Raw genomic sequence first — 12,958 nt, forward strand, 5'->3', positions numbered from 1 at the left:
GCAGTTCAGACCTGATATTGTCATGGGTATCTTTATTATGATTTGGGTAAATGATACGGTAGCCTATCTGGTTGGTGTTAATTTTGGGAAGCATAGATTATTCGAGCGTATTTCTCCTAAAAAATCTTGGGAAGGAAGTATTGGTGGCGGTATTGCAACCCTATTAGCCGCTTGGGCATGCTCTTGTTTTAGTCAGGAGTTAAGTCTGGTTTTATGGCTTTCAGTAGGGCTTATTGTCGCTGTTACTGGTGGTTTAGGAGATTTGGTTGAGTCTCTTTTTAAGCGTAGCATTCAAGTGAAAGATTCAGGTTCAATGTTACCTGGACATGGAGGAATTCTTGATCGTTTCGATGCAATTCTAATTGTATCTCCAATTGCTTTTGTTTTCCTTGAAATCGTAAAGGAGTTCAGTAAGTAATATTGAATTTAGATATATATAAATACAGAAAAGCGATCAACTTAATTGTTGATCGCTTTTTTATGTCCTGCTTTTATGTCTTTTTTACTTTTCACATCCTCATCCTTCGACTCTAATCAGGACAACGTATCCTCACATCAAAGACCTCTCATCCATTCAGGTCTAAGTTTTGCATTGGCAGGATCGTTTAGTACACCATTTATACGATTTAAGAGTTCTTCCTTATCTCGATTGAGATTACCTCTAAGAATTAGATAATTCGAGGCATGATCGCTTCGGAATACGGTGTTTTCGAGTTCCAAAGTTTCCATAAAGACTTTCATCTCCGCAATCAGTTCAATTGTATTTAATGGAATAAATTCCTCCTTGAACTTTTGTTTGAAATGTTCTTCTCCATATGGGTAACTCAATACCAGCGTTGATAAAAACTCAGGTTGAATTTCGTTCACAACTTTTGCTGAATTGATGGCATGCTGTTCAGAATATTTTTGTCCTCCCAAACCATTCAATATCATTACTGATAATTTGATACCAGCCTGTCTGGCTTTCTTCAAGGCACTACTTGTACTGCTGAAATCTTCTCCTTTGTTTATGACTTGCAGTAATTCATCATCCCCGGATTCGATTCCTACATACAGTAATTTTAAACCTTTTGCGGCTAAAATTTTCAGTTCTTCATCGGTTTTACATTCAATATCGCGAGGTATAGCATAGGCTGAAACTCGGTTGAGTTTTGGAAAGGTAGCATTTAGCTTATCTAATAAACGACTTAGTTTATCGAAGGACAAAACCATAGCATTGCCATCAGCCAAAAATACCTTTCGGATTTGATCAGCATGTGGAGCCATACTTTCAATTTCAGCAAAGACTTCTTCTTCAGGTCGAACTCGAAATTGTTTGCTACTGTACATTTCGCAAAAGGCACACTTGTTCCATGCACAACCTAAACTAACTTGAAGTATTAAAGAATACGCCTCACTTGGTGGGCGAAATAAAGGTTCGTCGTAATTAATCATCTTGCAAAAATATCAAATTTTGAATAGTGATTCATAAAAAATGCCTCGTTTAAAACGAGGCATTGATTAAAATATATGAGTAGAAGATTTTATTGATGATTATTATTTAATCTTTAAGTCATCACATCAACAAATCTTCATATCACCATATTATCTGTGATAGCGCAGCCATTTCCAAATCTCTTTGTAAGAAACTTTTTTGCCATACATTAAAATACCTGTGCGGTAAATTTTTGCTGCTACCCAAGTTACAAATATGAATGATGCAACCAATAATCCCATTGATAAAAGTAATTCCCATAATGGAACGCCAAAAGGAATACGTACCAACATAACAATTGGAGAGGTGAGTGGTATGATTGATCCCCAGAATGCTAAACTGCTCTCAGGATTTTTAGCAACTGCCATTCCAATATACAAGGCAAGGACTAGTGGCAATGATATTGGGAGCATGAACTGTTGGGTTTCCGTTTCGTTATCAACTGCTGAACCAACAGCTGCGAATAGTGCTGAATACAATAAATACCCTGCTAGAAAGAAGAAGATAAAACCACCAAGAATACTTAAAATATAACTCATGTCGAATGTTCCAAGAACATCTTGCATCATATTTAATTGAGCCTGATTCATTGCTTGTCCTGTACTTGGCAATTGGCTTATTGATGAAGCTTCCTGTATGCTTGAAGCATCAAGTCCTGGTAAGAAAATAGCACTACCAATGGCAATAATAGCTCCAGATAGAATGACCCACATTAGGAACTGGGTTAAGCCAACCATTGCCACACCGACAATCTTACCCATCATTAGTTGGAAAGGTTTAACCGATGAAATGATAACTTCGATAATTCGATTACTCTTTTCTTCGATAACGCCTCGCATCACCTGAACACCATACATGAAAATAAACATGTAAATGATGAAACTCATGGCAAAACCAAGTCCCATTGCAATTTCAGTTGAGCTTTGTTTAATCTCACCGTCATCACCAAATTTAATAGTCTTAACGGAAATAGGGGTTTTGGTTGCTGCTAACTTTTGCTCCAAATCTGGCATATTAGCTTCTGCAATAATCTTCGAACGCTTAATTGTTTCTATATGATTACGAATTTGTGAACCAACCTCTGATTTAACTTCTATGGTCACTTGCTTAAACGAAAACAGTTCTGTCGATTGTGATTCTAGAATGTCTTTTGGAATTTTAAGAAGTGCATAATAACCCTTGGTATCCAGCATCTTCTTAGCTTCTTCAAAGCTTGTGTTCTCTAGGTATTCGAAGGTGGTGAAATCTTGTGATTCCACTGGACTTACCAGTTCTGATTCATTAATGACACCAATAGTCCTTTTTTCGGTATCGTCCTTCATCATCATCCATATCATAAAAGCATATATACCTGCAATTAAAATAGGAGTAAGGAATGTTAGGAGTAGGAATGATTTCTTTTTAACTCGTGATAAATATTCACGTTGAATAATGATTAATATCTTGTTCATTGTATTTATCTATAAGTCCGATATTATCGGAATGAAATTGAATTGTATTATTTGTGCACTTAATTGATTATTCAAAATCAAGGCTAAGATTCTTTTCATTTACAACACGAATGAAAATATCATTCATACTTGGAATAATTTCATTGAATGAAACAATTTCGACATGAGGGAGTATTTGGCTTAGCAAGTCGTTTGAACTCGTTCCATTGTTCAATTTCAATTTTAAAGACTCGAATTCCTTACGCGATTGATGTTCCAAAATTTCAATATTGCTAGATAAATTTGCCTTTAATTTTTCTTGATCACCAGTGAAAGAGATATTATAAGTATTGGTACGGTATTGTTTTTTGATGTCTTCAAAGGAACCATCAAGTATCTTTTCTGACTTATGAATAAGTGCAATATGATCGCAAATTTCTTCGACAGACGCCATATTGTGGGTAGAGAAAATAATGGTGCATCCCCTGTCGCGTAGTTCTAATATTTCTTTTTTAAGAAGATTTGCATTAATAGGGTCGAATCCACTAAAAGGCTCATCGAATATTAAAAGTTTAGGTTCGTGAAGAATGGTTGTGATGAATTGGATCTTCTGAGCCATTCCTTTAGAAAGCTCTTCAACTTTTTTATCCCACCATTCTAAAATATCGAATTTCTTAAACCAAGCTTGTAGTTTTGCTGTTGCATCTTGCTTGCTCATCCCTTTTAGCTGAGCCAGATAAATAGATTGCTCACCAACCTTCATTTTCTTGTACAAGCCACGCTCTTCTGGTAAATAACCAATATGATGTACGTGTTCAGCTTTTAATGGTTCACCGTTAAAGAAAACCTCGCCAGAGTCAGGGCCGGTAATTTGATTAATTATTCGAATTAGAGTTGTTTTACCGGCACCATTCGGTCCTAGAAGACCAAATATGCTTCCTTCAGAAACAGATATGCTCACACCTTTTAAAGCTGTGTGTCCAGCATACTGTTTTACTATATTTTTTGCTTCGAAAAACGCCATGTATAAATAAATTAAAGGGGTTTTAATGATTAATAGTTAGTTTCAATTTTTGTGTTTATTAATTAGTGTACAAAATACCTAAAAGTTACATCTGTTTAATATAAAATCGATATAAAGGTGAAAGTTAGCGATTATACCTTTAAAAATGAGGACAAAAAAAATCCCTCAGATATTTCTGAGGGATTCGAACTTTAATATTTTTCTAGTCGAAGAAGTTTCTCACTTTTTTGAAGAAGCTTTTCTCTTGAGAACTTGGATTAGGTATAAATGATTCAGAAGCCTGAAGTTTTTCAAGAAGTTTCTGCTCATCTTTACTAACCTTATTTGGAACCCAAACATTTATTTTAACCAACAAGTCTCCTCTTCCGTAGCCGTTAATATCAGGTAATCCTTTTCCGCGTAAGCGAAGAATTTTACCAGGTTGTGTTCCGCCATCGATTTTAACTTTTACCTTATTTTCGATAGTTGGAATCTCAACAGCTGTTCCTAAAATTGAATCTGGAATGCTGATGAATAAATTATATAATAAATCGTTCTCATCACGTACTAGTTCAGGATGTTCTTCTTCGTGAACTAATATTAATAAATCACCATTCACACCACCACGACGAGCTGCATTGCCACGTCCGCTTACTGATAACTGCATACCTTCAGCAACACCAGCAGGAATATTGATTGAGATAACTTCATCGTCTTTTACGATACCTTCGCCAGCACATGACTTACATTTGTGAGTGATGATTTTACCTTCACCATTACATGATGGACACGCTGCACTGGTTTGCATCTGACCTAAGATCGTATTCTGAATGCGTGTTACCTGACCTGTTCCATGACACTGCGAACAGTTAGAGTGTGAAGAACCTCCTTCAGCCCCAGATCCATGACATTCTGTGCACTCAACATGCTTTTTAACCTTGATTTTCTTTTCAACGCCGCTTGCAATTTCCTCAAGTGTAAGCTTAACCTGAACTCGTAAGTTGCTACCACGGTTCACGCGCTGTGAACTACGTCCGCCGCCACCGAAACCTCCAAAGAAAGATCCGCCAGATCCACCACCGAAAATATCACCAAAATGAGAGAAGATATCGTCCATGTTCATGCCGCCACCGCCGAAACCGCCTCCTGCTGAACCGCTCATACCAGCGTGTCCATATTGATCGTAACGCTGACGTTTTTGATCATTGCTTAAAACCTCATAAGCTTCAGCTGCTTCTTTAAACTTTTCTTCAGCCTCTTTGTTATCAGGGTTTTTATCAGGATGAAATTGTATAGCTTTCTTACGATAAGCCTTTTTTAGCTCTGGTCCTGTTGCATTTTTTGATACGCCAAGTATTTCGTAGTAATCTCTTTTCGACATCTTAATTCAGCTTTGTTTTGATTAATATTATTCTCCAACGACTACTTTCGAAAAGCGAATCACTTTATCATTTAGGTAATATCCTTTTTCTACGCAATCAACAACTTTTCCTTTCATTTTTTTGCTAGGAGCAGGAATCTTGGTGATAGCCTCGTGTAAATCGGTATCGAAAGCCAAATTTTTGGCCTCAATTTCTTTCACACCCTGTTGGATCATAAAATCTTTGAAGTTTGTATATATCAAATGAATTCCTTCTTTTACACCCTTAATATCATTAGACTCGTCTACAGATTTTAAAGCACGTTCAAAGTTATCCATTACGGGAAGAACATTAAGTAATATCTTTTCACCTGCTGATTTTGTCAGCTCCATCTTCTCTTTAAGTGTACGCTTACGGTAATTATCGAATTCAGCTGATAATCTCATGTATTTGTCGGTTACTTCACTAAGCTGATTTTTAAGTGCCTCAATTTCGTCAGCTTTCTTTTCTTCTTCAGTCTTTAAAACTTCGACCTTCTCTTCTGTAGCACCCACCTCTTCGACAGTTTCATTTTCAGGAGTAACAGCTTCTTTTGCTTCCAAATCTTCCTTGTTTAATTTGCTTTTATCTTTTGTCATCTCGTTATTTTTCTAATAAATGCCAAATTGCTCTGGGCTTCAGTTTCACTATTTGTTTGTCAGTAATTACTAACTTTGATATCTAGTTTGCATTGCTGCTAAAATTACAGGCATCACAATTACAAAATGTTTGCCAATGCCTATTTTCCGACAAATTGGCACAAAGATAAAACTTGTCGGTTGAATTTGTAGTTTTTTGTAGAACTTAATGGCAATTTTTCATGACAAGACATGTTTAATTGAATTGCTTTCAGCTATTAATGGATCGGAAGCAAAAAAAAAAGAGCTGTTCATTTTCTGAACAACTCTTAGTCTATTTTATCTGAAATAGAATCTATTTTTTTAAGTAGTGTTGTAAAATTAGCTCCAACTTTTGACCTCTTAAATCCTTGGCTAAAATAGTGCCATTTTCATCGATTAGGAAGTTCGATGGAATAGAGTTAATACCAAATTTAACAGCAGTAGGCGAGTACCATCCTTGTAACTCACTAACGTGATAATCCCATGTTAATTCATCTTTCTTAATGGCATTCTTCCAGCTATTAATCTTTTTATCTAAAGAAAAACTAAGTACGGTAAAGCCATCCCCATTCTTAAATTCCTGATCTTTAAATTTGCTATAAACAGAAACAACCCAAGGGTTTTCATCACGACATGGTCCACACCATGAAGCCCAAAAATCAACAAGAACAAGCTTGCCTTTAAGATCACTTAGTTTAATGTCTTTCCCATCAGGCGATTTAGCAGAAATTTCAGGAATTTTATCCCCAATATTTAAACCTTCTTTTACATCTTTGCTTTTTTCTCCAGCAAATGCAGAAAATGAAATAACTAGAATTGTTATTAGTATACTTAGATTTAATTTTTTCATAGCGAATTATCTTTTTTGAAGTGCTTACGTTTGTAATTGCTTTATGTTTTTTTTGTAAGACTAAAATTAGCTAATTGTTTTTATTTAGACTGTTAATGAATAGTTAATTGTCAATTCTCCTAATTTTTGCTCCAATTGCATTTAGGCGAAGGTCTATATTCTCGTAACCTCTGTCTATTTGATCAATATTTTGAATGGTACTGGTTCCTTCAGCCGAGAGAGCTGCAATTAAAAGAGAAACCCCAGCTCGAATATCAGGTGAAACCATTTTGGTTGCTCTAAGCATAGATTCTTGATTAAGGCCAATAACAGTTGCTCTATGAGGATCGCATAGAATAATTTGAGCGCCCATATCGATCAGTTTATCCGTAAAGAAAAGTCGTGATTCAAACATTTTTTGATGAATTAGAACACTTCCTTTTGCTTGAGTAGCAACAACTAGAATAATACTTATAAGATCTGGAGTCAAGCCAGGCCAAGGGGCGTCAGAAATAGTTAGGATGGAGCCATCCATAAAATTCTCTATAGTATAACTCTCCTGCTTTGGGATGTAAATATCGTCTCCAATAATCTCGAGTTTAATACCCAATTTCATGAATGTATCTGGAATAACACCTAGTTCTTTGTAGGCTACGTTTTTTATGGTAATTTCAGATTTCGTCATAGCTGCTAGGCCAATAAAACTACCAATCTCAATCATATCAGGAAGAATTCTATGTTCGCAACCCGATAGGATTTTAACACCTTCGACATAAAGTAAGTTGGAGCCTATTCCCATAATTTTTGCTCCCATGGAATTCAACATCTTGCATAATTGTTGTATGTAAGGCTCACAGGCAGCATTGTAAATTGTGGTTGTCCCTTCAGCAAGTACGGCAGCCATAATTATATTAGCAGTACCAGTAACTGATGCTTCATCAAGCAACATATAAGTTCCCTTTAGGCGTGGAGCTTCTAAACGGTAAAATTTATCACCTTGCTTGTATTTGAAATCAGCACCTAGCTTTTGAAAACCAATGAAGTGTGTGTCTAGTCTACGACGTCCAATTTTATCACCACCGGGCTTTGGAATGTATGCTTTTCCGAAACGAGCCAATAATGGACCAATAATCATAATTGAACCGCGAAGAGATGAGCCTTTTTTAGCAAACTCATCCGTATTTAAATATTCAAGATTGATCTCTTTGGCTTCGAAACAATAGGTATTCTTAGTCTCTTGAGTCACACTAACACCAAGTGATGCGAGTAATTCAATCAAACGGTTTACATCAAGTATGTTTGGGATATTGTGAATTCTGATTTTTTCGGATGTAAGGAGAGTGGCGCACAAGATTTGTAAAGCCTCATTTTTTGCTCCTTGCGGGTGTAATTCACCTTTTAGTGTTGTGCCACCAGTTATTTCGAATGTGCTCATTTATTTGATCATTAGGTATTATGATGGAATGATTTGGCAGATGTTAAGATTATCTGTTTTGAAATAGAATGAATCAATAATATGATTCCCAATATTTAAAATTCAAGCTTAAAGATAATGAAAAGGACTTTTAATAATGAAGTTAATAATCAGTAAATTTTGAAAAGATGAATTTCAAATTAGACACAAAAAAACCGGAATTTATCCGGTTTAAATATGCTGTAAATTTCAATAATATTATTTTTTCTTAATGAACTTTCGAGGTTCATTTTTGTGGAATGTTTTTTTCTTACTCTGGAAATCTTTGTCGTGAGTTTCTCTCAGTTTTAAGTTTTCAGGAATAGTTAATTTCCCTCCAGATAAGTCTACGATATCTTTGAATATTTTTTCATCAACAACACCATCTTTATTCCAATTTGTATAAGACTTTTTCATATGATTGGCAATCATCGAGATTAAAGCTGATTGTTCTTTTTCATCTTCAAGCTCAATTGCTTTCTTAATCATAGATTCAATAATCTTTCCGTAATGACGATATCTGATTCTATTATTATTGTATGGAAGAACTTCTGGCTTCTCTGCTAATTTCTCTTTCGTAGGTAATTCGTATGGTGAATCGATATCGAATTCGAAATCTGTCATGATAGCTAAATGATCCCAAAGTTTGTGTCTGAAATCACTAACGTCTCTAAGGTGAGGGTACATGTTACCCATGATAGAAATAATAGTTTTTGCAGCTTTATTTCTTTCGTCTCTATCCTCGATTTTCATGGCAAAATCAACCATCATTTGTACGTTTCTGCCATATTCAGGGAGTAATAATTTTACCCTATTCGAATTATAATCCATCTATTTGTTGTTGTGTTTTAACTGTGATGTTGTCTACAGTTATCACTTATTTTGTGGGAAAGCTTATTGATGTGTGTTCAATAAGTTTTTACTTTTATACTCACCCTAAAATATTATTGATTTTTAGACGTGTCTTTTGAAGAACACAATATTACTAAAAAAAACGAAAATAAATCAGTTAATATTTGATATCTGAGCTTTTATTATCTTACAGTTGAAGTTTAGTCGATAATGAAATTGTAACCGGTATGGTGGGTTTATTCACGGAATCACTTAGAACTCAATGCAAATGTACTGCATTTCTTCTTTCAATGCAAATGGAACACATATAAGCTGTGTTATTACACAATGATAAACACAAATTAAACGATTTTCAACTTGGCAAATTTCAATAGTAATTGTTTCTGACCGACATTCTGAAAAAATACAGTAGCCTTAATATTGGGTGCTTCTCCCTCCAAATGTAAAACCTTTCCTTTCCCAAACCGTTGGTGTTCTATATGCATGCCAGCTTGAATTGAACTTGCATCTGAAAATGCGAAGTTACTATCTGTTTCTGAATTACCAGTAGGTCTCACTCTTGGTGCTGACTGCGAAAGCTTGGGGCGTGTAGCCGGCTTTTTCTTTTGTTGGAAACGAGTCTCACTCGCTACACGTTCATGACTACTATCACTTTCAGATATTCTCGATCCAAAGCTAGAAAATTCAGGTTCTTGTTCGTAAGAAAAATCGATATACTGAGGATCAATTTCTTTTATAAAACGACTTGGACGAGGATAACTCATATCACCCCATTTGTAACGTGCTTTTGCAAAAGATAAGCTAACTTTTTCTTGCGCTCTGGTTAATGCCACATAAAACAATCGACGCTCTTCTTCTAACTCATGAGTTGATGTTATAGATAGTTTGGATGGAAACAAATCCTCTTCCATACCAACAACGTAAAGATAAGGAAACTCAAGCCCTTTTGATGAATGAATGGTCATCATGCTTACCTTATCTCTATCTTCATCTTTTTCATTATCCTGATTAGTTAGTAAAGCTACATCTTCTAAGTAGTTCGCCAGTTTATTTTCACGATCTTCTTCCAGTGCAATTTGTGTGAAATCCTGAATAGCATTCAAAAGTTCCTGAATGTTCTCATGACGCGAAACACCTTCTGGTGATCTATCGTTATAGAGTTCTTTAATAATTCCTGTTTCTTTAGAAACTCGAGTTGCCAGATCGAAAGCCGATTCGTGTTCCATCTTCATGGCAAAGCCGTTAACTAAATTGGCGAACTTCATCAATTTACTGATTGTTCCACCATTTAAACCATAAGGACGCTCATTTAAACCACAGATGATATTCCAAATACTCAGCCCTGTGCTAGTGGCAGCTTCCTGAAGCTTTCCAATGGTTGTTGCACCAATACCTCTTTTGGGATAATTGATCACACGTTTGATTGCCTCTTCGTCATTCGGATTGATAGCCATTCTGAAATACGATAGCAAGTCTTTAATCTCTTTACGTTGGTAAAAAGAAAGCCCACCATATATTTTATAAGGGAGGTTGAGTTTTCTTAATGACTCCTCAAAAATTCGGGATTGGGCATTGGTTCTATATAAAATTGCAAAATCTTCAAACTTAAGACGATTTCGCATTTTAGTTTCAAAAATATCATTGGCAATGATATAACCTTCTTCGTGGTCAGTCATTGCTTTAATAACTTTGATGTTTTCGCCACCTTCTTTTTCAGAGAATGATTCTTTCTTTATTTGCCCCTGATTTTTTTTAATGACAGAATTCGCCGCATTTACAATAATCTTTGTAGAACGGTAATTTTGCTCAAGTTTAAATAATTGGTAGTTTGGGTAATCGTTTCTGAAGTTGAGAATGTTTTCGATTTTTGCTCCACGAAAAGAGTAAATACTCTGCGCATCGTCACCTACAACACTCACATTTTTATGTTGTTCTGCTAATCTTTTTACAATTAGATATTGCGAATAGTTGGTATCCTGATACTCATCAACCAATATGTATCTAAACTTATCTTGATACTTGGCTAAAACCTCTGGTACGTTTTTAAAAAGGATGTTTGTCTGCAAAAGTAGATCGTCAAAATCCATAGCATTTGCCTGATGGCAACGGTGACTATATCGCTTATATATTTCAGCAGTTAATGGTCTGCGATTTGAGGCATCAATTTCTTGCGCAGCCGAATTCTGAGAGTAAGCCATTGCAGTAACAAGATTATTCTTAGCTGATGAAATTCGATTAAGAACATCATTGGCTTTATAAACCTTATCATCCAGTTTCATCTCTTTAATAATACTGCGAAGTAGATTTTTGGAATCTTGAGTATCGTAAATGGTGAAGTTTGAATCGAAACCCAAATGTTCTGCTTCGTAGCGTAATATTTTCGCGAAGGTCGAGTGAAAAGTCCCCATCCATAAAGCTTGAGCCTGTTCTGACCCAACAATATGCCCAATACGCTCTTTCATTTCGCGTGCAGCTTTATTGGTGAAAGTAAGAGCTAGTATGGTATACGGACGCACCCCCTTACTTAAAAGATGAGCAATTCGGTAAGTTAATACACGTGTTTTTCCTGATCCGGCTCCAGCAATGACTAGTGATGGGCCATCTGTTTTTTCAACTGCTTCACGCTGTACTGGGTTTAGGTCATTTAAATAATCCATATGCTCTTTACTCTAATTTTCAATTCCAAAAATACTAGCTCAAAAGTACAAATTGCAATCTTAGTCGCACAAATTTTTCAATAAATATCTCCATCAATTTATTATTCTATGAACATATATCATAAATGCGACTTAATTTTTTTAATATTGTAAATTAAGTATTGTAAAAATAGAAACATATGAGACTAATGGTTTTAGCTATTTCAAATAAATTCCGATTATTTTTAGGCGTTCTTTTTGCCTTGATTTTATGCCAATCGACACTGTTTGCTCAAATTTCGGCTCCTACATCTAGTTATAGTTCGATAACCGAATATTCGGTAGGTGGAACTCAAGATGAAATTTTTGTTTTCTGTGATGATGCTAATGTTGGAGTAGGTGAATTGAAAGCTGTTTCTTCTGATGGTGCTGAAGACTGGAATTTTACCTGGACTCAATGGGATTCTGGAACAAATAGTTTTTCTATACCCGTTTTTACAGATAATGCTGTTGGTGAATCGACTATTAGTAATTTACCAGATGGTAGATATCAGGTGGAGATTCAAAAGGGGGTAGAAGATGAATCATTTATAGTTTGGGCTTTTAATCAAGTCAAAACTATTAAGCCTAGTTTAGTTCTCGATACTAAAGATTGTAATGGTGTCGCTTTTATATCAACATTACCCGTTAATCAATACCCAGACATAAATGCAGCAACTCCAAGAACTCTTAATGTAAGTACATCCGTAGTTTTTTCCTTCCAAAGAGATAATATAGAGCTTCAGCGATTACCTCTAGTTGATTATGCAGGTTTACCAAAAAGTTTTTTTGATAATCAAGTGTTCGTGAATGAGGCTGACTATAAGGTAATTGTGACTGATGAATGTGGTTTTGAATATACGTCGGAAACAAAATCTGAAAAAACATACAAGGTTGATGCTAAATTTACTCTTAATCCTTCAACAGGAGAAGCGCCTTTAGAGGTCTCTTTTGAAACTAATGATGCAAATGCGACAGATTATCAGTGGTACCTCTATCAAGACGAAACAAGAGTTGATGGTCCAGTTGAAATAAGAGATAGTCTATTGATTGATATTACAACGGGGATGAATGAGAATTTTACTTATACATATTTACACCCTGGGGAGTATAATGTGAAATTAATAGTTACAAATACCGATGACGCAATGAATTGTGTTGCGTCTTCAACTAATAAAATTATAGTTGAAGGTTCGATTTTTGAAGTTCCCAATGTGTTTAC

General features: G+C 35.4%; 11 protein-coding genes. 2 read left to right on the forward strand and 9 right to left on the reverse strand.

The features are described from left to right. Nucleotides 1-418 (forward strand): phosphatidate cytidylyltransferase (locus ABY905_RS07985; RefSeq protein ID WP_372642334.1); only part of this gene is annotated, 418 nt, incomplete at its 5' end. A 137-nt stretch (nucleotides 419-555) separates the two neighbouring features. Here the strand turns inward: ABY905_RS07985 and ABY905_RS07990 are convergent. From ABY905_RS07990 to ABY905_RS08030, 9 genes are all read right to left on the reverse strand, one after another. Next, entirely contained in the window at nucleotides 556-1,434 is an 879-nt protein-coding gene (locus ABY905_RS07990; protein ID WP_372642336.1) for a radical SAM protein, read from the reverse strand. Between the two features lie 150 nt (nucleotides 1,435-1,584). Next, on the reverse strand, nucleotides 1,585-2,925 hold the full coding sequence (locus ABY905_RS07995) for an ABC transporter permease (protein ID WP_372642338.1): 1,341 nt from the start codon (nucleotides 2,923-2,925) through the stop codon (nucleotides 1,585-1,587). Between the two features lie 67 nt (nucleotides 2,926-2,992). Further along, entirely contained in the window at nucleotides 2,993-3,928 is a 936-nt protein-coding gene (locus ABY905_RS08000; RefSeq protein ID WP_372642340.1) for an ABC transporter ATP-binding protein, read from the reverse strand. A gap of 202 nt (nucleotides 3,929-4,130) precedes the next feature. Then, complete coding sequence (dnaJ, locus tag ABY905_RS08005; protein WP_372642342.1) at nucleotides 4,131-5,288, reverse strand: molecular chaperone DnaJ; 1,158 nt, start codon at nucleotides 5,286-5,288, stop codon at nucleotides 4,131-4,133. A gap of 27 nt (nucleotides 5,289-5,315) precedes the next feature. After that, nucleotides 5,316-5,906, reverse strand: a complete 591-nt coding sequence (gene grpE, locus ABY905_RS08010; RefSeq protein ID WP_372642344.1) for a nucleotide exchange factor GrpE — start codon at nucleotides 5,904-5,906, stop codon at nucleotides 5,316-5,318. Nucleotides 5,907-6,240: 334 nt separating this feature from the next. Then, complete coding sequence (locus tag ABY905_RS08015; RefSeq protein WP_372642346.1) at nucleotides 6,241-6,777, reverse strand: TlpA family protein disulfide reductase; 537 nt, start codon at nucleotides 6,775-6,777, stop codon at nucleotides 6,241-6,243. Between the two features lie 103 nt (nucleotides 6,778-6,880). Further along, nucleotides 6,881-8,191, reverse strand: a complete 1,311-nt coding sequence (gene murA, locus ABY905_RS08020; RefSeq protein ID WP_372642348.1) for a UDP-N-acetylglucosamine 1-carboxyvinyltransferase — start codon at nucleotides 8,189-8,191, stop codon at nucleotides 6,881-6,883. A gap of 237 nt (nucleotides 8,192-8,428) precedes the next feature. Then, complete coding sequence (locus ABY905_RS08025) at nucleotides 8,429-9,040, reverse strand: DUF4290 domain-containing protein (RefSeq protein WP_372642350.1); 612 nt, start codon at nucleotides 9,038-9,040, stop codon at nucleotides 8,429-8,431. A gap of 362 nt (nucleotides 9,041-9,402) precedes the next feature. Further along, complete coding sequence (locus ABY905_RS08030) at nucleotides 9,403-11,718, reverse strand: ATP-dependent helicase (protein ID WP_372642352.1); 2,316 nt, start codon at nucleotides 11,716-11,718, stop codon at nucleotides 9,403-9,405. A 179-nt stretch (nucleotides 11,719-11,897) separates the two neighbouring features. Here ABY905_RS08030 and ABY905_RS08035 point away from each other — a divergent pair. Further along, the coding region (locus tag ABY905_RS08035) for a PKD domain-containing protein (protein ID WP_372642354.1) at nucleotides 11,898-12,958 on the forward strand (1,061 nt) is incomplete at its 3' end.

The organism is Ancylomarina sp. (genome assembly GCF_041555295.1).
Taxonomy (GTDB): Bacteria; Bacteroidota; Bacteroidia; order Bacteroidales; family Marinifilaceae; genus Ancylomarina.